Origin of the sequence: Mesorhizobium sp. M1342 (genome assembly GCF_040317955.1) — a bacterium.
Taxonomy (GTDB): Bacteria; Pseudomonadota; Alphaproteobacteria; order Rhizobiales; family Rhizobiaceae; genus Mesorhizobium.
In genome coordinates this window covers 37,836-59,810 of record NZ_JAMYLI010000007.1, presented here as the reverse complement: position 1 = coordinate 59,810, position 21,975 = coordinate 37,836, and the positions used below count along the sequence as shown (strand labels likewise).

17 protein-coding genes and 1 pseudogene are annotated in these 21,975 nt (G+C 63.0%); 9 read left to right on the top strand and 9 right to left on the bottom strand.

The annotated features are described in order from the left end of the window. Positions 1 to 248 precede the first annotated feature (248 nt). Positions 249 to 2,165 carry a hybrid sensor histidine kinase/response regulator gene (locus NKH06_RS09020; protein ID WP_352892788.1) on the top strand — a complete coding sequence of 639 codons (1,917 nt, stop codon included), beginning with the start codon at positions 249 to 251 and terminating at the stop codon, positions 2,163 to 2,165. Between the two features lie 336 nt (positions 2,166 to 2,501). Here NKH06_RS09020 and NKH06_RS09015 read toward each other — a convergent pair whose 3' ends face one another. Next, positions 2,502 to 3,179, bottom strand: a complete 678-nt coding sequence (locus NKH06_RS09015) for an MIP family channel protein (RefSeq protein WP_023809011.1) — start codon at positions 3,177 to 3,179, stop codon at positions 2,502 to 2,504. A gap of 182 nt (positions 3,180 to 3,361) precedes the next feature. Here NKH06_RS09015 and NKH06_RS09010 point away from each other — a divergent pair, with 182 nt between their 5' ends. From NKH06_RS09010 to guaA, 4 genes are all read left to right on the top strand, one after another. Next, the gene (locus NKH06_RS09010) at positions 3,362 to 4,651 is read left to right on the top strand and encodes an RsmB/NOP family class I SAM-dependent RNA methyltransferase (protein ID WP_023809010.1); all 1,290 of its coding nucleotides are present in this window, start codon (positions 3,362 to 3,364) and stop codon (positions 4,649 to 4,651) included. A 124-nt stretch (positions 4,652 to 4,775) separates the two neighbouring features. Beyond that, positions 4,776 to 5,234, top strand: coding sequence for a PaaI family thioesterase (locus NKH06_RS09005; RefSeq protein WP_013530371.1), 459 nt, complete (start codon positions 4,776 to 4,778; stop codon positions 5,232 to 5,234). 141 nt (positions 5,235 to 5,375) lie between these two features. Beyond that, positions 5,376 to 6,044: a 5'-methylthioadenosine/S-adenosylhomocysteine nucleosidase gene (locus NKH06_RS09000; RefSeq protein ID WP_352892786.1), complete on the top strand. Its 669-nt coding sequence runs from the start codon at positions 5,376 to 5,378 to the stop codon at positions 6,042 to 6,044. Positions 6,045 to 6,099: 55 nt separating this feature from the next. Then, positions 6,100 to 7,662 carry a glutamine-hydrolyzing GMP synthase gene (guaA, locus tag NKH06_RS08995; protein ID WP_023809008.1) on the top strand — a complete coding sequence of 521 codons (1,563 nt, stop codon included), beginning with the start codon at positions 6,100 to 6,102 and terminating at the stop codon, positions 7,660 to 7,662. 185 nt (positions 7,663 to 7,847) lie between these two features. Here guaA and NKH06_RS08990 read toward each other — a convergent pair whose 3' ends face one another. The 8 genes from NKH06_RS08990 to NKH06_RS08955 form a co-directional block, all read right to left on the bottom strand. After that, positions 7,848 to 8,948 (bottom strand): histone deacetylase-like amidohydrolase, encoded by a 1,101-nt coding sequence (locus NKH06_RS08990; protein WP_128302563.1) that lies wholly within the window; start codon positions 8,946 to 8,948, stop codon positions 7,848 to 7,850. Between the two features lie 10 nt (positions 8,949 to 8,958). Beyond that, a complete protein-coding gene (locus tag NKH06_RS08985) occupies positions 8,959 to 10,542 on the bottom strand; it encodes a GMC family oxidoreductase (RefSeq protein WP_352722993.1) in 1,584 nt (527 codons plus the stop codon). A 10-nt stretch (positions 10,543 to 10,552) separates the two neighbouring features. Then, positions 10,553 to 11,629: a branched-chain amino acid ABC transporter permease gene (locus NKH06_RS08980; protein WP_023809006.1), complete on the bottom strand. Its 1,077-nt coding sequence runs from the start codon at positions 11,627 to 11,629 to the stop codon at positions 10,553 to 10,555. A 26-nt stretch (positions 11,630 to 11,655) separates the two neighbouring features. Beyond that, positions 11,656 to 12,543 (bottom strand): branched-chain amino acid ABC transporter permease, encoded by an 888-nt coding sequence (locus tag NKH06_RS08975; protein WP_023809005.1) that lies wholly within the window; start codon positions 12,541 to 12,543, stop codon positions 11,656 to 11,658. Positions 12,544 to 12,547: 4 nt separating this feature from the next. Continuing rightward, positions 12,548 to 13,276, bottom strand: coding sequence for an ABC transporter ATP-binding protein (locus NKH06_RS08970; protein ID WP_023809004.1), 729 nt, complete (start codon positions 13,274 to 13,276; stop codon positions 12,548 to 12,550). Further along, positions 13,273 to 14,097, bottom strand: a complete 825-nt coding sequence (locus NKH06_RS08965) for an ABC transporter ATP-binding protein (protein WP_031212363.1) — start codon at positions 14,095 to 14,097, stop codon at positions 13,273 to 13,275. Before NKH06_RS08965 ends, NKH06_RS08970 begins: the two co-directional genes overlap by 4 nt. A gap of 70 nt (positions 14,098 to 14,167) precedes the next feature. After that, on the bottom strand, positions 14,168 to 15,466 hold the full coding sequence (locus tag NKH06_RS08960; protein WP_031212361.1) for an ABC transporter substrate-binding protein: 1,299 nt from the start codon (positions 15,464 to 15,466) through the stop codon (positions 14,168 to 14,170). 53 nt (positions 15,467 to 15,519) lie between these two features. Next, entirely contained in the window at positions 15,520 to 16,953 is a 1,434-nt protein-coding gene (locus tag NKH06_RS08955) for an amidase (RefSeq protein WP_352866128.1), read from the bottom strand. Positions 16,954 to 17,084: 131 nt separating this feature from the next. On the opposite strand from NKH06_RS08955, the pseudogene NKH06_RS08950 reads away from it, so the two are divergent. From NKH06_RS08950 to ctaD, 4 genes and pseudogenes are all read left to right on the top strand, one after another. Further along, positions 17,085 to 17,219: pseudogene (locus NKH06_RS08950) on the top strand (LysR family transcriptional regulator); the annotation flags it as partial. Between the two features lie 298 nt (positions 17,220 to 17,517). Next, positions 17,518 to 18,051, top strand: a complete 534-nt coding sequence (locus NKH06_RS08945) for a LysR substrate-binding domain-containing protein (RefSeq protein WP_352892784.1) — start codon at positions 17,518 to 17,520, stop codon at positions 18,049 to 18,051. Between the two features lie 419 nt (positions 18,052 to 18,470). Further along, positions 18,471 to 19,445 carry a cytochrome c oxidase subunit II gene (locus NKH06_RS08940; RefSeq protein WP_352892782.1) on the top strand — a complete coding sequence of 325 codons (975 nt, stop codon included), beginning with the start codon at positions 18,471 to 18,473 and terminating at the stop codon, positions 19,443 to 19,445. Continuing rightward, entirely contained in the window at positions 19,442 to 21,970 is a 2,529-nt protein-coding gene (gene ctaD, locus NKH06_RS08935) for a cytochrome c oxidase subunit I (protein ID WP_352866133.1), read from the top strand. Before NKH06_RS08940 ends, ctaD begins: the two co-directional genes overlap by 4 nt. Positions 21,971 to 21,975: the final 5 nt, after the last annotated feature.

Genomic DNA, 21,975 nt, shown 5'->3' with positions numbered 1-21,975 from the left:
TAATGTAGAACGGTTGCACCGCTTGGCCACCTGGCCCAGGGAAACATCGATTTCCTGGAGCTAATTCTAGTAATCGGCGCGCTGCTGGGAGGCAAGTAAATCTCCTTGAAATGGGGGACGAAGTTGGGATGCACACTGGTGCGAGGTCCACCCCATGCCCGTCGGCACCAGTTCATTTGATTTAGCGTGGAACCATAAGGGGCCGGCGGCGGTTTTCTCCCGTTGCAGCGAAGTAAATGGATGGGGGAATGATTCAAGGGACCGTCAATCCAGCCGATGAGGATCGCTACCGCGTTCTCGTCCAGGCCGTTACCAATTACGCGATCTACATGCTGGATCCTTCCGGGATCGTGACGAGCTGGAACGCGGGCGCCGAGCGATTCAAAGGCTATGCTTCCCGCGAGATCATTGGCCAGCATTTTTCCCGGTTTTACACACCGGAGGATCGGGACTCCGGCCTGCCCGCGCGTGATCTGGAGACAGCAGCCCGTGAGGGCAAGTTCGAGAGCGAAGGCTGGCAGGTCCGAAGCGACGGGAATCGTTTCTGGGCTCACATTGTGATCGATCCCATCCGCGATCCAGGCGGCAACCTGGCCGGCTTTGCCAAAGTCAGCCGTGATCTGACCGAACAAAAGAAAGCGGAGGAGGAACTCCGCAAAAGCCAGGAGCAGTTCCAACGTCTGGTCCAAGGCGTCACGGACTACGCGATCTATATGCTCGATCCACAAGGGATAATTACGAGCTGGAACTCAGGCGCCGAGCGTATCAAAGGCTATTCGGCGAACGAAATCATCGGGAAGCATTTTTCCCAATTCTATACGCCCGAGGATCGCGAGCGAGGCGGTCCGCAAAGCGCGCTGGAGACCGCCGCGCGTGAGGGTCGAGTTGAGCGGGAAGGTTGGCGCATCCGCAAGGATGGCACCGCGTTCTGGTCCCACGTGGTCATCGACTCGATACGGCACGACAATGGCGAGCTTCTGGGTTTTGCGAAGATTACCCGCGACATCACAGAGCGAAAGAAGGCGCAGGAGTCACTGGATCAGGCACGTGAGGCCCTTTTTCATTCACAGAAAATGGATGCGATCGGCAAGCTGACGGGCGGCGTGGCTCACGACTTCAACAATCTGCTGATGGCGGTTTTGGGCAGTCTTGAACTCCTTCGCAAACGGCTGCCCGACGATCCACAGCTGTTGCGTCTCCTCGACAATGCCGTGCTCGGTGCGCAACGGGGTGCCTCGTTGACGCAGCGCATGCTGGCTTTTGCGCGGCGACAGCAACTCGATCCGAGACCCGTTGACATAATTAGCTTGATACAGGGAATGAAGGAGTTGCTAGAGCGATCGCTAGGCTCAAGGGCGAGTATACAGACAAAATTTCCCCTTTCCCTCAATCAGGTCATGATTGATGAGAGCCAAATCGAACTCGCATTGCTGAATCTATGCGTTAACGCCAGGGATGCCATGCCTGACGGGGGAACGATCTTGATTTCCGCCCGGCAGGAACGGATTGGTGAAAGGCATGGCGCTGGCTTAACGCCAGGCGAATATGTCTGCCTTTCAATAATGGACAGTGGCGAAGGAATGGACGAGGAAACGCTTGCCCGCGCGACAGAACCGTTCTTCACCACAAAAGGAGTTGGCAAAGGGACGGGACTGGGTCTGTCGATGGTGCACGGGATGACGGAACAGATGGGCGGGCGCCTGGTTCTCATCAGCCACAAGGGAGCAGGCACGACTGCGGAAATGTGGCTGCCAGTGGCTGCCGCGACATCAGACCGCGCGCGGGAGCAGGAGGCCCTCGGCCCGAAAACCGCCGAGGCTGCCTCTCTCCGGATTCTGGCAGTGGATGACGACGTTCTAGTGCTGTTGAACACCGCTGCGATGCTTGAGGATCTTGGGCATGCCGTTACCGAGGCGCATTCGGCCGCAGCAGCCCTTGACCTGCTGGAGGAGCAGCCGTTCGACCTCGTCATAACGGACCATGCGATGCCAAAGATGACAGGCCTGCAGCTATCGGACGCAATGAAAACCAAGTGGCCGAAAATCCCCGTCATTATAGCGACGGGCTATGCCGAACTACCGGGCGCTCGCGAGATGAACGTTCTCAGCAAGCCGTTCACGGAAAAAGAACTGGCGTGCTCGATAGCTTCTGTTAGTCGTATTTAGGTCGCCCGCCCACCGAACCTCAGCGAGCCTCGACCTTCCTTCGCGACAGTCATTTGTCGCGTTGACAACAATGCGCTTGGCGTTCGTCCCGCCCTTTTTTAGCAGTGTCACGTTGAGAGCACCGTTCTTACGCGCGCACGCACCTGCAGCCTACTGTCTGCGGTGTCGGCTCTCAGGCATTTGGCAACACTAACCTCAACGACCGAGATGGGGCGCAAAGCTCCCATCTAAGGCCGCGCCTATCCAAGCCGTGATTGGGGAGGCCTGGCGGGTCTATCGTGCCAATCACTCAGGCGCGGGCCCTGGCCCGCGCCTTCGTATTCAACCCTCCAAAGCTCAATCCTTCTCAAACACCCGCGCCTTCGCAACCACGCCGGCGATGGCGCCGCCGATCAGCGGTGCAACGATGAACAGCCAGAGCTGGCCGATCGCGGCAGTTCCCGAAAACAGCGCCGGGCCGATCGAGCGGGCCGGGTTGAGCGACGTTCCGGTCACCGGGATGATGGCGAAGTGCAATCCTGCCAGCGTCAGGCCGATGACCAGTCCGGCGAACGCCGTCGAGTGCTTTTCAGCCGTGACGCCAAGGATCACGGTGACGAAGGTGAAGGTGCCGATCACTTCCCACAGAAATGCCGAGCTGACGCCCCATTTCGTCACGTCCCAGCCATTGGCGCCGAAGCCGGTCGTGTGTCCGCCAACCTGGCCGGAAACGATGATCCACAACGCCAGCGAAGCAAGGACGCCGCCGATGACCTGCGCGATCCAGTAGGGGATGACGTCTTTGGCCGGCAGCCGGCCGGCAAGGAAGACGCCGAGCGTCACCGCCGGATTGAGATGCGCGCCCGAAATCGGGCCGATCGCATAGGCCGCCGCGATGAGGCCGATGCCGAACGCCAGACCGATGCCTTCCTGGCCGAGCGGCAGCGCGCCACCGAAGCCGCCCGTCACCACAGAAGCCGTACCGATGAACACCAATAGAAATGTGCCTAGAACTTCCGCCAGATAAGTCTTCATTGCCCTCTCCTCGTGTCGATCCGCCCGTCTGCCTTTTGCGCTCCGCGAATCACAACCGGAAGAGTATTCGCAACCAGAAAAGTTGGAAAGCAGAGCGGTTGTGCAGGCCGAACTGCTTGTGCGCGCCGGTTGCGCGCTCTAGAGCAGGGCCGGAATAATTTTCTGCGTGACGGAACAAGACCATGCGATTGGGCGGACGGCTGGCTGCGGCCATCGAAGTGCTGGAAGACATCGGCCGGCGCCACCGGCCGGTGGCGGACGCGCTGAAGGATTGGGGCCTGTCGCATCGCTTCGCCGGCGGCGGCGACCGTGCGGCGATCGGCAACATCGTCTATGACGCCTTGCGCCACAAGCGTTCCGCCGGCTGGCTGCTGGGGCAGGACACGCCGCGCGCCATCGGCTTCGGCGCGCTGCTGCTCGAATGGGGCCAGACGGCACAATCGCTCAACGAGGCGCTTGATGGCGACAAGTTCGCACCGCCGCTGCTGACCGCCGCCGAGCTTCAGGCCATCGCCGACCATCGGCTCGGCGACGCGCCGGACGCGGTGCGGGCGGATGTTCCGGACTGGTGCGCGCCGCTTTTCGAGCGAGCCTTTGGGCCCACCTGGGCCGACGAGGGCGCGGCGCTGGCGACGCGCCCGCCGCTCGACCTTAGGGTCAACACCTTGCAGGCCAATCGCGACAAGGTGCTGGCCGAACTGACGGGAACCGGCGCGAAACCCTCGGCAATCGCGCCACACGGCATCCGCATCCCGCCGATCGACGGCGACGGCCGGCACCCAAACGTGCAGGCCGAGCCGGCTTTCCAGAAGGGCTGGTTCGAGGTCCAGGACGAAGGCTCGCAGATCGCGGCCGCCCTTGCCGGGGCCGAAGCCGGCATGCAGGTGCTGGATTTCTGCGCCGGCGCCGGCGGCAAGACGCTGGCACTGTCGGCTTCGATGGAAAATCGTGGCCAGATCTTTGCCCACGATGCCGAGAAGGCGCGGCTGGCGCCGATCTTCGACCGCATCCGTCGTTCGGAAAACCGCAATGTGCAGGTGGTCACCAAGCCCACGGAACTCGCGCCGCTCGGCAATCACATGGACATCGTGCTGGTCGACGCCCCCTGCACCGGCAGCGGCACCTGGCGCCGCCGTCCCGATGCCAAATGGCGGCTGACGCAAAGACAGCTCGATGCCCGCAAGGGCGAGCAGTCGGCGATCCTCGATGCGGCCAAAGCCTATGTCAAACCGGGCGGCCTGCTGGTCTACATCACCTGCTCGGTGTTTGATGAGGAAAACGGTGAGCAGATCGCGGCCTTTCGGGACCGTAACAGCGGTTATGTTCCCGTCGACCACCGCAAGCTCTGGGACAGCCGTTTTCCCGGCCATGAGGCAGCCGCACGCATCGGCGCCAAAGGCGACATCTCGCTGTCGCCGGCGCTCAGCGGCACCGATGGGTTTTATCTCTGTGCGTTACGCAGATCGGCCTGAATCCAATTCCTGACGGATGCGCGGCGCCGGCCGGCATGCCAGGTCGATTGTGCAGTGCAGCAAAAGCATTTGCCTGCCGTCCATGCCTCTGCAATAAGCTATCCGCGTAAAGGAAGCAGCGGCAATGGCAGCAAAGATCGTACCCGCCCCGGACTATGAGGATCGCGTCAGGACATCCTTCGCGCGCCAGAAGGCGATGGCCACGATCGGCGCCGAACTGACGCTGGTGACCCCCGGCATCATCGAGATCGAGATGCCCTATTCGGCGGCACTCACCCAGCAGCATGGCTTCCTCCATGCCGGCGTCATTTCGACGGCGCTGGACTCGGCCTGCGGCTATGCCGCCTTTTCGCTGATGCCGGAAAATTCCGGCGTGCTGACCATCGAGTTCAAGGTCAACCTCCTGGCGCCGGGCAGGGGCGAGCGCTTCCTGTTCCGCGGCTCGGTGACCAAGCCGGGCCGCACCATCATCGTCGCCGACGGCCAGGCCTACGCCTTTGCCGCCGACGGCGAGGCCAAGCTGATCGCCACCATGACCGGCACCATGATGACCGTGGTCGGGCGTGATGGCATAGAAGGGTGAGTGGCCGGTTCGCCGCAGGCGAATCCATCGTGCCGGTGGCACGATGGAAGGCCACGAACGCCGGGAGCTGCCGGAGGCAGCGGGTCCCGGCGAGCGGCGGTGCAGATAAGCAGATGATCCGGCGGAGAGGAGCAAATCATCATGACCGGTAAAGTGTCGCGCCTGTCGGGCAAGGACGTCCTCTTCGTCATGGCGGCGCAGGCCGAATACGGCCCGCACCTCAAGCAACTGTTCACGCCATTGATAACCGGTGTCGGTCCCGTCGAGGCCGGCGTCAGGCTGGGTGCGGAACTCTCCTGGCTGAAATCGCAAAAGGCACTGCCGGATCTCGTTGTTTCGCTCGGCTCAGCCGGCAGTCGGACGCTGGAGCAGACGGAGATCTACCAGGCGGTTTCGGTCAGCTACCGTGACATCGACGCTTCGCCGCTCGGTTTCGAAAAGGGTGCGACACCCTTCCTCGACCTGCCGGTAACCGTGCCATTGCCCTTCAAGATACCGGAGATCAGGCAGGCGACCCTGTCGACCGGCGCAGCGATCATCACTGGCGCGGCCTATGATGCTGTTAGCGCCGACATGGTCGACATGGAGACCTTCGCCTGCCTGCGCGCCTGCCAACTGTTCGACATTCCGCTGATCGGTCTGCGCGGCATCTCCGACGGGGCGGCGGATCTCAGGCATGTCGGCGACTGGACCGAATATCTTGAAGTCATCGACGAGAAGCTGGCGGACGCCGTCAGGCGGCTCGAACGGGCGATCGGCGACGGCGCCCTTCGGACGGAACCATCCCATGAAGATGCCAGACCAGCCTGAAAGTCGGGCTACGCAACCCATTGCGCCGACTCGTTTCTTTCTCTAAACGCTCGCCATGAAAACAGCCAATCATCCCGACACCGTCCTGATTGTCGATTTCGGCAGCCAGTTCACCCAGCTCATCGCCCGCCGCATCCGCGAGGCCGGCGTGTTTTCCGAGATCGTGCCATTCCAGTCGGCCGAAGCGGCATTCAAGCGCATCAATCCGAAGGCCGTCATTCTGTCCGGCGGTCCGGCTTCGACCGGCGATATCGGCAGCCCGCGCGCGCCGCAGATCGTCTTCGATTCCGGCGTGCCGGTGCTTGGCATCTGCTACGGCCAGATGGCCATGTGCGTGCAGATGGGCGGCGTTGCCGAAAGCTCCGACCATCGCGAGTTCGGCCGCGCCTTCGTCGAGATCCAAAAGGATAGCCCGCTGTTCGAGGGCCTGTGGGCACCTGGCCAGCGCCACCAGGTGTGGATGAGCCATGGCGACCGCGTCATCTCCTTGCCCAAGGGCTTCGAAGTGTTCGGCAAGTCGGAAGGCTCGCCCTTCGCCATCTTCGGCAACATCGAGCGCAAGATGTACGGCATCATGTTCCATCCCGAGGTGGTGCATACGCCCGACGGCGCCCGGCTGCTGCGCAACTTCGTCCACAACATCGCCGGCATCGAGGGCGACTGGACCATGCGCGCCTACCGCGAGCACGCGGTCGAGACGATCCGCAAGCAGGTCGGCAAGGGCAAGGTCATCTGCGCGCTGTCGGGCGGCGTCGATTCCTCCGTTGCGGCGCTGTTGATCCACGAAGCGGTCGGCGACCAGCTGACCTGCATCCTTGTCGACCACGGCCTGATGCGCAAGGACGAGGCCGCGGGCGTGGTGGCGATGTTCCGCGAACACTACAATTTACCGCTCATTCTGGTGAACGCGTCGGACCGTTTCATCGACGCCCTCGAGGGCGAGTCGGACCCGGAGAAAAAACGCAAGACCATCGGCCGGCTGTTCATCGAGGTGTTCGAGGAAGAGGCCAAGAAACTCGGCGGCGCCGAATTCCTGGCGCAGGGCACGCTCTATCCCGACGTCATTGAAAGTGTCTCCTTCACCGGCGGCCCGTCGGTGACGATCAAGTCGCACCACAATGTCGGCGGCCTGCCCGCGCGCATGAACATGCAGCTTGTCGAGCCGCTGCGCGAGCTGTTCAAGGACGAGGTCAGGGCGCTAGGCAAGGAGCTTGGCCTGCCCGAAAGCTTCATCGGCCGGCACCCGTTCCCAGGCCCGGGTCTTGCCATCCGTTGCCCCGGCGGCATCACCCGCGAAAAGCTGGAGATCCTGCGCGAGGCCGACGCCATCTATCTCGACGAGATCCGCAAGGCCGGCCTCTACGACGCCATCTGGCAGGCCTTCGCCGTGCTGTTGCCGGTGCAGACGGTCGGCGTGATGGGCGATGGCCGCACCTACGAGTTCGTCTGCGCGCTGCGTGCCGTCACCTCGGTCGACGGCATGACGGCGGATTTCTACCACTACGACATGGCCTTCCTCGGCGCCGCCGCCACCCGCATCATCAACGAAGTCCGCGGCATCAACCGCGTCGTCTACGACGTGACGTCGAAGCCGCCGGGAACAATCGAGTGGGAGTAGGAGTTAGCGTAGTCTGGAATGCTCCGGCGTAGTTTTTCGCAGAAAAAGCAACGATTTGCGGTTTATCTCATTCACTATCGACGCTGCATCAGCCGCACGTCCTACCGTCAGCGCAAGCCCGCATTTGTGAGATTGGGCGCCGGTGTGTCTTGAGATCGCCTCATTGGCTGACCGCAATCAGAATTCTAGGCGATGCCGCCCAAAAGTTCCTCCGCCCTGGAAACAGCGGCCGCCTGATGTGGCTGCAAGGGTTGGCCGGCATAGCTTTCGAAGACAGGCAGGAACGGGTCGTCGATATGCGTCCTGATGCCGGACAGCTGCTCCATCACCGCCAGGCCGCAATAAGGAACGTAGGAGGCCGAATAGCCGCCCTCATGCGACATCATCAGGCGCCCGCCGCAGAGGTCGTCCGCCGCCTGCATCAACATCCGCGTCATGTCGCGGTAGCTGCCGCTATGCAGCATCATGCGCCCCAGCGGATCGGCCGCCGAGGCGTCGAAGCCCGACGGCACGACGATGAGATCAGGCTTGTAGCGATTGAGCGCCGGTAGCACGACGCGTTCGAAGACGGACATGTAAGCGCCGTGGCCGCAGCCGGCCGGCAGCGGTACATTGATGTTGTAGCCTTCTCCCTTGCCCTCGCCGCGTTCCTTGTGAAGACCGCTGTCATCCGGATAAAGCCCGTCCTGATGGATCGAGATGGTCAGCACCGACGGGTCCGAATAGAAGGCGGACTGGGTGCCGTTGCCGTGATGAACATCCCAGTCGACGCTGGCGACCCGCTCGAAGCCATGTTTGGCCCGGTTCTTCAGGATAGCGACCGGAACGTTGCCGAACAGGCAAAAGCCCATGCCTTGCCCGCGCTCGGCATGATGGCCGGGCGGTCGTACCAGCGCATAGCCATTGTCGACATCGCCGCTCAACACCGCATCCATCACCGCTGCCGTGCCGCCGGCGGCCAGACAGGCGATTTCGTAGCTGCCATGGCCGAAGGGGGTGAGATAGCTCGCATCGCCGCCGCGCCCGTCACTGAGCAGCTTGATACGGCTGATGTAGTCGCGGTCGTGAAACAGGGCGAGGTCATCCTCGCTCACCGCGACGGAGGCGATCTTGGACAATTTTTCGGTCAGGCCCGAAACCTCCATCAGATTGCGGAATCTGCGTTTCGTGTCGGCATTCTCCGCATGCTCGCCGGGCTCGATGGTCAGGCTCGGCTGAAAGAACTGCGCGGCATTGCCGGTCTCGTGCCAGAGATAGAGTTCGTGGAAATTCCAGCCTGTCGTCATGTTTTGTTTCCTAGCCCGCCAGGATCATTGACGCGGCGCGTTCGGCGATCATGATCGTCGGCGCGTTGGTGTTGCCCGACACCATTTTCGGAAAGACCGAGGCATCGGCGATGCAAAGCCCGTCCAGCCCATGAACCTTCATCGACGTGGGATCGACGACGGCCATCGCATCTGAACCCATGCGGCAGGTGCTGGTCGGGTGATAGAGCGTCGTGCAGTGGCCGCGTATATAGTCGGCGATCTCGGCGTCGCTCTCGCATTCGGCGCTCGGCGTGATTTCGCCGACGAGCATTTCGGCAAGCGGCGACTGCGCCGCGATGCGCCGGCTGATGCGGATGCCTTCGACCAGCGTGGCGATGTCCGAGCCATCCTCGTCGCTGATGAAGTAACGTGGGTCGATCGCCGGATATTCGATTGGATTGGCCGAGCGCAGGCGAATCTCGCCGCGGCTGTCTGGCCGCTGCAGCGTGGTGTGCAGCGTGATGCCGGGTCTGGACGAAAGGAACCGAACATAGTCGCGATGCGGGCTGATGGCGCCGTAAAGCTGCAGGTCCGGCTCGATATCGGGCCGGCTCTTGACGAAGCCGCCCGCCGCCACCCAGGGTGAGGAACGCGGACCGCTGCGCGATGTCTGCCATTCCGCGAAGTCGCGCTGCAGCGTCTCGTCGGTCCAGGCGCCGACGCCGATCTTGTCCTTGGTATAGAAGGTGATCGGAATGTTGATGTGGTCCTGCAGATCCTTGCCCACGCCCGGGAGGTCGTGCACGGGAGCAACGCCGACCTGGGCGAGTTCGTCGGCCGGCCCGATGCCCGAAAGCAGCATCAGCTGGCAACTGCCGATCGAGCCCGAGGACAGCACCACCTCGCTGTCGGCGAAAGCGGTCTCAGGTTCGCCATTGACGAGATAGCGGATGCCCTTGACCCGGCCCTTCTCGACGATCAGGCCCGTCGCCAGCACACCGGTTTTCACGGTCAGGTTGGGTCGTTCCCGCGCCGGGCGCAGATAGGCCTTGCCGGTGCCCCAGCGTTCGCCATTCTTGATGGTGAACTGGAACAGGCCGACGCCTTCCTGCTCGACGCCGTTGAAATCGCGGTTCTGCTTGTAGCCTGCGGCCTTGCAGGCCTCGATCCAGGCAAGCTCGTTGGGATCGACATGTCCGACATTGCCGATATGGAGCGGCCCGTCGGCGCCGTGCAGCGGGTCGTTGCCGAGTTCGGCATTGCTTTCACTGGCCTTGAACACCGGCAGCACGTCAGCCCACGCCCAGCCGGGGCAGCCCATCGCCGCCCAGCCATCATAGTCGGACGGCAGGCCGCGAATATAGATCATGGCGTTCAGCGCGCCGGAGCCGCCGATCATCTTGCCGCGCGGCCAGAACACCCGCCTGCCGCGGCAGCCGGCCTGCGGCTCGGTGTAGTAGCTCCAGTCGACTTGCGTGTTGAACATGGTCGGCCAGTCCGACGGCACGTCCGAGGCGAGCGGCGCCTCGCGCCCGGCCTCGAGCAGCAGCACCTTGCGGGCAGGATCGGCGCTGAGCCGGTTTGCCAGCACGCAGCCGGCCGAGCCGGCGCCCACTATGATCGTATCGAACATCGTCAGTCTCTCACTTTCCGGCCGGGGTCGGGCTTTGCACAATGCTGCTTGCTGCCGGCTTGCTGTCGGGGCTGTCGGGGCTGGCGCGACGGCGCCCGAGCCAGTCGATGAGATCACCAAAACGGCCGACCAGCCCCTTGGGCATCAACACCACCGACAGGGCGATGATCAGGCCGAGCCCGAGCGTGCGGAACTCGCCGCTCTCTCGCATCAATTCGTCAGCCAGCACCAGCACCACCGTCCCGACCAGCGGTCCCCAGAACGTGCCGACGCCGCCGACCACGACGATGGCGATGATGAACATAAGTTGCGACATCGACAGCACACCGGGGCCGATCGCCTGGAAATGCGCGGCATAGAAACCGCCGGCCAGCCCGGTGAAGAAGGCGGAGATGCCGAACACCAGAAGCTGCGCCTGGAAGCGGTTGACGCCGCGGGCCACCGCATAGCCCGGATTGTCCTTCAGCGCCCGGAAGGCAAGGCCGATAGGGCTTTTGACGATCGCGTAGGTGAAGACCATGGTGAGCGCGAACAGCACCGCGATGATGGCGTAATTGCCGACCAGCCACTGCGCCCGGAGCAAGGCCCTGGTGCCGAGGTCGCCGAAGCGGGCAAAGCCGACGGCGCCGCCGGTGAACTGGCGGCAGACGGAGCCGACCATGACGAAACATTCGGTGTCGGTGACGATCAGCAGATACATCGTCTGGGCGATCGCCAGCGTCAGCAGCGCCACATAGACGCCGGTCAGGCGAAGGCAGGCGAGGCCGACGACCAGCGAGAACAGCACGGAGCCCAGCGCGCCCGGCACAAGTGCTGCCCAGACGTTCCAGCCGAAATAGAAGCAGAGCATCGCCGTCGCATAGCCGCCGAACGCAAAGATCGCCATTTGCGCCAGCGAGAAGATGCCCGAGAAGCCGAACAGGAGGTTCCACTGCGAGGCGATCGTCGCATAGAACAGCGCCAGCACGATCTGGCCAAGGATGTAGCGGCTGTCGACCAGGAACGGCAGCGCGATCGCCGCCGCGATCAGCATCAGGCTGATGGCAAGATCAGTCCTGGCCGAGCGAGACATGGAGGAACGGGACATGGGGCGTGTCTCTGTCATGATGCCCCTCACATGCGCCGGATTTCGGCGTGGCCGAAAAGGCCGGACGGCCGCCAGATCAGCACGGCAATGACGACGAACAGCAGCGATGGAAAGCCCCACCTGGCGCCCAAGGCGTACTGAACGAAGGATTCGAGCAACGCCAGCCCAAGTGCTGCTGCGATGGCGCCCGGCAGATTGCCGAGACCGGCGACCACGCACATGATGAAGGCCTTCAGCATCGGGTCGTTGCCGAGTGGCGGCGACAATTGCGTCATCGACGAGACCATGACGCCGCAGATGCCGGCGAGCGCGCCCGACAGCATCAGCACCTGCAGGTAGACGCGGTTGACGGCGACGCCCATGAGCTGCGCCGCGTCGCGGTTCTGCGCCGTCGCCCGGATCGCACGGCCCATCCGCGTGCGGCCGAGCGCCGCCGAGACGACCACCATCATCACGACCACCACCGCGATGATCAGAAGGTTCTGCCAGGGCAGCGTCAGCGGTCCCAGGCGTAAGGCACCGGCGATCGAAACCGGCTGCTTCAGCGGCTGCCCGCCATAGGTCAGGAGGATGGCATTCTCGAGGGCGATGCCGATGCCGACCGTGGCGATCATGACGTTGGCTTCGAATGTCGATTTGTCATTCTGCAGGAGATTGCGAACGATCGCGAAATAGAGGATGGCGCCGGCCAAAGCACCCGCGACGATGGCACCGGCGAAACCGATCGCGACCGGCAGGCCGAGCGAGGTGATCACCGTGAAGGCGACGTAGCCGCCAAGCGTCAGCATCGCCGCATGGGCCATGTTGAGCATGCCCATCGAACCCCAGACCAGCGACAGCCCGACCGTCGCCAGCGCATAGAGCGCGCCCGAGGTGAAGCCGGCGACGAGAATGGCCATGAGAACGTCGGTCATGGCGTCAGCCTCCGAGGTAGGTTGCGAGGAGTTCGTCGCGCGCCATCAGTTCGGCGGGCTTGCCTGACCAGACGATGGCGCCGTCGTCGAGCAGATGCAGGCGGTCGGCGAGGTCCTCGACCCGGGCCGGGTTCTCCTCCACCAGCAGGATCGTGCGCCCAGCCTTGCTCAGTTGCGAAATGACGTCGTAGACCTGATCGATGATCAGTGGCGCGAGGCCAAGCGACGGCTCGTCGATCAAAAGGATGCGCCCGCCCATCATCAGGCCGCGGCCTATGCCGACCATGCGCCGTTCGCCGCCCGACAGGCTCGAGGCGATCTGGTTGCGACGGTCGGCAAGCTTCGGCAGAAGCGCGTAGACCTCGTCCAGCCGACGCGTGATCTCGGCCTTGTCCGGCGCGAGATAGCCGCCCATCAAAAGGTTTTCGAGCACGCTCATCTGCGCGAACAGCATATCGCCCTGCGGCACGTGGGCGACGCCCAGCATCGCCGTCTCATGCGGCTTGCCGGACAGGCGCCGGCCGTCGATGCTGATCTGACCGCCGCGCAGCGGCACCAGGCCGGAAATGGTCTTGAGCAATGTCGACTTGCCATGGCCGTTCGGGCCGACGACGGTGATGAATTCACCGGCGTGAACGGTCAGCGAAATGCCCTTGAGCACGTCGAGTCCGTCATAGCCGCAGACGATGCCGTCGAGTTGCAGGACAGGTGGTTTTGCGGCTGCGCCCGTCATGGCGTTCCCCCCACCGCCGGATTCGTCATGGCGGCTTGCTCATCGAAGAATTTCTTCAGCCGTTTCTGCGTGCCCTGGCCGAGATAGGTTTCGACAACGGTCTGGTCCTCGGCGACCTTGTCCGGCCGGCCTTCGAATATCACCTTGCCATGGTGCATGATGATCACGCGGCTGGAGAGCGCCAGGAGAAAGCGCATGACGTGCTCGATCAGGACGATCGTCAGTCCCTGGTCGCGCAGTTTCAGCACCATCGCCATGATCTGGTCGATCTCGGCGACGTTGAGCCCGCCCACCGGCTCGTCGAGGAAGAGCATTTTCGGCCGGGTGGCGATGGCGCCGGCAATCATCAGCAGCTTGCGGTCGAGCACCGGCAGCCGCGCCACGGTCTCGTCGGCCTTGGCCGCAAGCCCGACGAAGTCCAGCGCTTCGATCGTTGCCTGCCGGACATCCTCGCCGAGGCGGAAGCCGGCCAGCCTTCGCCGCTGCCGGCCGAAATAGGCGGCGATCTCGATGTTTTCGCGAACGGTCAAGCTGTCGAAGGCGGCATTGAGCTGGAAAGTGCGGGCGATGCCGAGTTGGCAGATGCGGTCGGCCGGAAGCGCCGAAATGTCGGTGTCGCCGAAATGCACCCGGCCGCCACTGGCCGGCGTGATCCCTGTCACCACGTCGAAGAAGGTCGTCTTGCCGGCGCCGTTCGGCCCACCAATGCCAACGATCTCGCCCGCATTGACCACCATCGACACGCCGTCGACGGCGGCCAGCGAGCCGAACCGTTTGACCACACTGTCACAAACCAGCATCGGACCGGCGGCCTCAGTCATATTTCTCACCCAATGGAGCCGGTCGGGCAAAGGGCCCGGCCGGTGTCGTTGGTTTCATTTCCGCGTCCGGTCACTTGATCCATGGCGGCAGGATGAAGCTGTCCGTGGCATAGAGCGCCGGCGCGATCAGCTTCGGATCGGTTTTGTAATCCTGATGCTGCAGGAACTGGTGCGGCATGCCAAGCGACGGATCGGCCACCTGCGTCGGATAGCAGAAGGCCGATTGGCCGGCCGGATCGGCCCGGTAGGTGCCGTTGACCCCGCGATAGACCAGGCGCTTCATCGCATTGGCCACCTTGGTGGTCTGCGCCTTGTCCATCGGTTCGCCTGGACCACCGGCGATTGCCGCGGCAAGCGCCCACATCCACAGGCCGTCATAGGTCTGCGATCCCGTGATGTAGGCCGAGTTCGGACCGAATTTGGCCCGGTAGCTCTCGCGGAACGGCTTGGAGAAGTCGTCCGGCAGGCAGCCGATCACCGTCGAATAGACGACGCCGTTGACCGCCTCGCCGCCGATCTCGCGGAAAGCCGGCAGCGATGGTCCGTACTGCATGTAGATCAGGCTGTTGATCGGCTCGGCGAGGAATTGGACCATGAACTGCGCCAGGTCCTGCGGCAGGAAGTGCGTGACCAGGATCGCCGCCGGCGGGTCCTGGCGGAGTTTCGCCAGCGTCGGTCCCCACTGGTTGGTCGGGAACGGAACGGTCTCGAACAGACTAACCTCGAAGCCGTATTCGGCGGCCTTGTCGCGGATCGCGTTGGCGATGACGATCGAATATTCGTTGGCAGACGGGATGATGGCGATCTTCTTGTTGGGCGCCTTCCATTTGCCGTCCGCGGCAAGCGTCTTGAGGAAGTTCAGGCAGCCCGGTCCATACCAGAACTCCGGCGGATCGCCCTGGAAGGAGCTGTAATAGCGGGCAGGGTCGGTCTTGAACTTCTCATTGTGCGAAATCAGCGTGTTGTAGTGCATCATGATGACGTCGTTGTCGGCGGCGACGTCCATCTCGATCATGTTGGTGCCGAGATTGTAGCCATTGATGATGACCGGCGCCTCGAAGCGGTCGATCAGGCGCTGCATCGACTGGCTGACGAGGTCGGCGCCCATTTCCTTGGTGTCTTCGATGTGGATCTCGACAGGCCGGCCGAGAATGCCGCCCGCCGCATTGATCTCCTCGGCGGCAAGTTCGAGACCGTTCTTGAACTCGATGCCGTCGGCGGCGGCGATGCCGGACATCGGCAGGGCCGAGCCGACCGGAATGGGCTTGGTGTCCTGGGCGATCGCCGCAGTGTTCATATCGGCAAGAAGCGCGGCACCGGCCGCACCCGCGCCGACCACGCCCTGCAGCATTGCACGTCTGTTCATCATGGCAAAGTTCCCCTTTTGGCGTTGGTTAGAGTCTTTTCTTCATGCGAAATCTTTCACACCAGATCTTTCTGGCGAAACGCGTGGGTCATGGGCACGAAAGCGGCTTCCAGGTCGACTGCCGCCGAAAGCACGCGGGCATCGTCGCCGCGCGCGCCGATGATCTGGAAGCCGACGGGCAGGCCCGCCTCGGTCATGCCGCAAGGGATGACGCAGGCCGGTTGCTGGCTGAGATTGATCGGGTAGCTGAACGCCGCCCATTCGATCCATCGCGAGAGGCCGCTGCCCAGAGGCACTTCAAGGCCAACGTCGAAGGCTGGAATCGATGTCCCCGGCGAAACGATGAAATCATAGTCGTCTAGCAGCCGGTCCATGGCGGCGCCGAATTCGGCGCGCTCCAACTGTGCGGCGACGAGCGTATGGACGTCGAACGCTGCCCCAGCCTGTGCGATCTCCAGGAAGCCCGGATCGATGCCCGCCCGTTCGCTCGGCGGAACCAGCGCCAGTCGCGCCGCGGCGCCGGTGAACCAGTGATGCTGGAACAGATCGAGGAGATCGCCACCGGGAAGATCAATCGGCTCGACCGTCGCGCCGAAGGCGTCGAAACACGTCAAGGCGTGGGAGACGACGGCGGCGATCCCGGAATCCAGCGCTCCTGAAGGCGGCTTCGACCAGTAGCCGATCCGGGCGCCCCGCAAAACTTCTTCGATCCGGCCAAGCGGCGCCAGCGTTCCCACGCCTTGCTGCCAGTCGCTGATATCGCGGCCGGACATGGCGCCGGCCATGACGGAAAGATCGAGTGCTGTCCGCGCCATCGGTCCGATATGGGCGACGGTTCCGAACGCGCTGGACGGATAGGCGGGCACGCGGCCGAAGGTCGGCTTCAATCCGGCGATGCCGGTGAACGAGGCCGGAATGCGGATCGAGCCGCCGCCATCGGTGCCGAGATGGAAGACGCCGGCGCCGGTGGCGGCGGCCACCGCCGCTCCGCCGGAGGAACCGCCGGGAGTCTTTTGCGCATTCCAGGGATTGCGCGTGATGCCGCAGAGGCCGCTGTCGGTAATCGCCTTCCAGCCGAATTCGGGCGTCGTCGTCTGCCCGATGAAGACCGCACCCGCTCTGCGCAGCAGGGCAACGGCGGGGGCATCCTTGTCATAGGCGGCGGAAGTCGTCGTCCTGCTGCCGTAACGCACGCTCCAGCCCTCGACCCAGACGATGTCCTTCAGCGTCGTCGGTATGCCGTCGGCCGCCGACAGCGGCTCGCCTGCCCGCCAGCGTTTCTCGGAAGCACCTGCGGCCTCGATCGCACCCTTGCGGTCGATCATGGTGAAAGCGTTGAAAAGCGGATTGATCGCTTCGGCGCGATCCAGCGCCGCCAGCGTCACCTCGACGGGCGACAGCGATCCAGCGCGGTAGGCGGCGCTAAGCTCCGAAGCAGCCAGGCGGCACAGAACATCGGCGTCGGCAATGGGAGACAGCCCATTCGGCATGCAGTTCGAACCCCTCACTTCATGGCCGCTCTTACGGCAGCCTTGTCAGCCCGGGCAATCTGGCGGTTTTTTTCATCACCATAAAATGTATTGTTGTGGGGAATATTCGCTATTTAATGTAACAAAGAGCCATGAATCTGACCATTCGGCAGTTGCGCTATGTCTGCGAAGTCGCCCGCCTTGGCAGCGTGCTGGCGGCCTCCAGATCGCTCTACATCTCGCAATCCTCCATCCTCGCGGCGATCACTCTGGCCGAGGCCGGGATGGGGGCGCGCATTTTCGACAGGCGGCCGGCGCGCGGCGTCTCCATCACGCCGGCCGGCCAACGCTTCGTCGCCGCCGCCCGCATCATGCTGGCGGCGGAAACGGAGTTCAACCGGTCGATCGGAGACCTCAACGGGCGCGTGCCGAAGGTCCTGCGCATCGGCTGCTTCGAGCCGTTCGGCGCGCTGTTCATGCCGGAGATGCTGCGCAGCTACCTCGACAACGTCGGCGATGTCGAGATCGACCTTGTCGAGGCCGACCAGGTCCAGTTGCAGGAACGGCTTGTCGCCGGCCAGATCGATGGCCATTCTCTACGACATCGGTCCAATCGGTATCGACAGCGTCACCCGCATCTGCAAGGTACCGGCGCATGCCGTGCTCAATGCGGACGATCCCCTTGCCGCGCGCGACGGCATCTGGCTGGCGGAACTGGCGGCACGGCCGCTGGTGCTGCTCGACCTGCCGCACACGGCGACCTATCTCCTGACCCTGTTCGACGTGCTGGCGAAACGGCCGGAGGTGCGCTTTCGCACGCGCTCTTATGAAACGGTGCGCTCGGCCGTCGCATCCGGCTTCGGCATGGCCGTCCTCAACATGCGGCCGATCGGTCGCGCCACCGCCGATGGCGAGGAGATCGTTCGAAGACCAATCCTCGATGAACTGCCGCCACCGACGCTGATCGTCGCCGACATGTACGGTTCGGCAAAGCCACTCTTCGTGCGTGTCTTCATCGACATGTTCCATCGCTTTTTCAGCGCGGTGGGCCCTTCGGGCTTTTCGGTGACGACGCCGGAGCGCGAACCTTTTCTACTGGTCGCCAGGGAGGATGGCTGAGCCGCCCCCTTGGCGTTGCGGACATTTACAGGACTGGCGTTGCAACCGCGCCGGAGGTGCGGGTTCCTGATCGAGGTGTTCGAGATCGACGGGCGGCCCGGCGACAACTCTTCGGTGCGCGCCCACGTTTTCACCCGCACCAATGCTCAGTCGCCTGCTCGCAGGTTGGAGCGGAGACGGCACTTTTCGAGACGGCTTGGGCACGCCGTCGAACGCCGCAAAGTGCAAGAAATCGCCTACCAGCGCGACAAATGACGAAACCGGCGCGTAGATTGCATGAGCACTGGCCATTGCCGCTAAACTGAAGTTTTGGCGCAACCACTCGGTTGCGGGCGCGTTTGTGAGCAAGGGCATCGATTGGAGGGATAGATTCGTCAACAGTTCCAAGCACAAGCGCCCGGATTACGAAACTCGCTGCGGTGCGCTGGCTCGCGCTGTGGTTATGCTTGGGAACCTGTTCCAGCTGCTCGGGAGCCCAGTCGGCGCTTGATCCGGCCGGAGAGGAAGCGCGCCAGATCGCTGACCTTTTCTGGCTCATGGCCATTGCTGGCGGTTTTATCTGGCTGACGGTCATCGGTCTTCTGGTCCACGCGACACGTCATGAGCGCACTCCCATAGACGAGCGTATTGCAAGCCGGCTGATTTTCTGGGGCGGGGCAGCCATTCCTTCGCTACTCCTCTTTCTCTTGCTAGGCTATGCGCTTTGGTTGATGCCTGGACTGAGACCTTTCGCACGAGCCGGCGAAGCCAATGGTCTCAGGATCGAAGTGACTGGTGAGCAATTCTGGTGGCGGGTCGCCTACCACCTGGCTGACGGCGGAGTTCCTATTCTTTCCGCCAACGAGATCAGGCTGCCGGTTGGCGAGCGCGTCGAGTTCTTGCTGAAAAGCACCGATGTCATCCATTCCTTCTGGATTCCCGCGCTCGGTGGCAAGATGGACATGATCCCGGGTCGCGTGAATCGGCTCTCGTTGGCGACCAAACCTGGCACCTACCGCGGCCCTTGCGCGGAATATTGCGGGACCTCGCACGCGCTGATGACCTTCACGGCCGTCGCCATGCAGCCCGCTGCCTTCCGGGAATGGCTGTCTGTGCGGGCGAACCCTTCGCCCGGCGCATCCTTGCCCGGACGCGACATATTCCTTCGCAACGGCTGCGGCGCGTGCCACCGCGTTGCGGGCACACAAGCTGAGGGTGGTGTCGGCCCGGATCTCTCGCATATGGGTTCGCGGGGAACGATTGGTGCCGGCGTTTTGCCCACCGACGATGAGGCCGTTCGTAGCTTCATCGCCCATCCGCATTTGATCAAGCCGGGTTCGAAGATGCCCGACTTCAACATGTTGCCCCAACAGGACATCGCCGAAATCGCCTCCTGGCTGAAGGGACTCGAATGACAACCCTCAAAGCCCGCATCAAGCGAAACGCCTTGCCCTCCGCAGAGAAGATCGAGGAAGAACAGCTGCGCCTCGTCTGGAAGACGCCGATCGGCTGGCGTTACTGGACTTCGGTCAACAATACGCAGGTTGGCCTCTGGTACGGGGGTGCGGCCTTTGCCTTCATGCTGTTTGGCGGCGTTCTGGCGCTTCTTGTGCGCACGCAGCTCGCGGTTCCGGGAAACAATTTCCTCTCTGCCGACTTCTATAACCAGGCCTTTACGCTGCACGGCACCGTGATGATGTTCCTGTTTGCCGTGCCCATCTTCGAGGCTGTCGCGATCTTTCTGCTGCCGCCGATGCTCGGTGCGCGTGAACTGCCATTTCCCCGTCTCGGAGCCTTCGGCTTCTGGAGCTTTCTGATCGGCGGTGTCTTCGTTTGCGGTTCGATCTTCTTCGACGCCGCTCCCTCTTCAGGCTGGTTCATGTATCCGCCTCTTGCCACTGACAAGGCATATTCCGGCATTGGTGCCGACATCTGGCTGCTGGGCCTCTCCTTTATCGAAGTCGCCTCCATTGCTGCGGCGGTCGAACTGATCGTCGGCATCATGAAGTGCCGCGCGCCGGGCATGCGCATCAACCTAATGCCACTGTTCGCCTGGTACCTGCTGATCGTCGCGGGCATGATCCTATTCGCTTTTCCGCCGCTGATCGCCGGCGACATCCTGTTTGAGATGCAGCGCATGTTCGACTGGCCGTTCTTCGACCCGACGCGGGGCGGCGACCCACTGCTGTGGCAACACCTGTTCTGGATCTTCGGGCACCCCGAGGTCTACATCATCTTCTTGCCCGCCATCGCGCTGATGGCGATGATCGTGCCAACCTTTTCGCAACGTCCGATCGTCGGCTATTCCTGGATCGTGCTTGCCGCTGTCGGCACCGGCTTCCTATCGTTCGGCCTCTGGGTCCACCACATGTTCGCGACCGGCCTGCCGCAGATTTCGCTGGCATTCTTCTCGGCCGCCTCGGAAGCGGTCGCGATTCCAACCGGCGTGCAGATCTTCGTCTTCATCGCCACCATGCTGGCCGGACGTGTCATCTTCTCGGTGCCGATGCTGTTTGGCGCCGGCGGGCTCGCTATCTTCGTCATCGGCGGGCTGACCGGCGTGATGGTCGCGCTCGTGCCGTTCGACTGGCAGGCGCACGATACCTATTTTATCGTCGCACATCTGCATTACGTGCTGATCGGTGGAATGCTGTTCCCGCTGGTCGCCGGCGTTTACTATTACTATCCGCTGATCAATGCGCGGATGCTCTCGTCCCGTCTCGGGCGCACCGCCTTCTGGCTGATGTTTGCCGGCTTCAACGTCGCCTTCTTTCCGATGCATCTCAGCGGCCTGCGCGGGATGCCGCGCCGCGTCTTCACCTACCCCGAGGGGATCGGTTGGGACTGGCTGAATCTCATCTCCACGATCGGCGCCTATGTTTTCGCGGCAGGGGTGCTGGTGGTTGTCTTCGATGTTGTACGGCCGAAGCATCGCGAACCCCGCAGCGAGCAGAATCCGTGGAAGGCGGGCACGCTCGAATGGCTGAACGAGCCCGAGGAGAACTGGGGCGTTCGATCCATTCCGATCATCGAGAGCCGGTATCCGCTTTGGGACCAGGCGGATCTGATGCAAAAGGTCAATGAGGGCGCCTATTATCTTCGCAGTGCCAAGGAGAATCGCCGCGAGACGCTCATCACCTCGGTGCTCGACGCCCATCCGCTGCAGTGCCAGCGCGTGGCGACATCAACCACGATCACAATAATCTCGGCCGCATTGCTCGGCGGCGTTTTCGTCGCGCTCACCTTCGAACTCTGGATCCTCGCCCTATTGTCGGGCATCGGCACGCTCTCTGCCATTTTGTGGTGGCTCTGGACCGGCACCGGCGAAACCCCGGAAAAGAAGACCAAGGATGTCGGCCTTGGACTGCGCTTGCCGCTCTATGCCTCCGGTCCGGATTCTGTTGGCTGGTGGGCGATGTTCATTACAATGGTTGGCGACGGAACTGCCTTCGCCAGCCTCATCTTCGGCTATTTCTTCTACTGGACCATCCATCCCGACTTCACTCTAGGGCAGCCGGGTCCCGGTATGCGGTGGCCGATGATCGCGCTGTCTCTCTTCGTCGCCGCATGGGTCGCGATGCTTGGTGCGCGCCGACTGAACGCAAGCGGGTGGATCGACGGCGCACGCGTTGCGCTTGTTGCCGCGTTTCTGCTGACGCTTGCTGCCTCTGCAGCCGGTTTTGCCGGACCCTGGCAGCATGACATGCAGCCGACCGCGCATGTCTATCCGGCGATCGTCTGGATTCTCGTCATCTGGGCGCTTGCTCATGCCGCGGTTGGATCCGTCATGCAGCTCTATTGCCTTGCGCGCAGCCTCGCCGGTCGTCTGACGCGGGAGCACGACATGGAACTGCACAACGTCGCGCTCTACTGGCATTTTATGGCGATCACCGCTGTCATCACCTTCGCCGTCATCGGTCTTTTCCCGGAAGCGATGTGAGACGG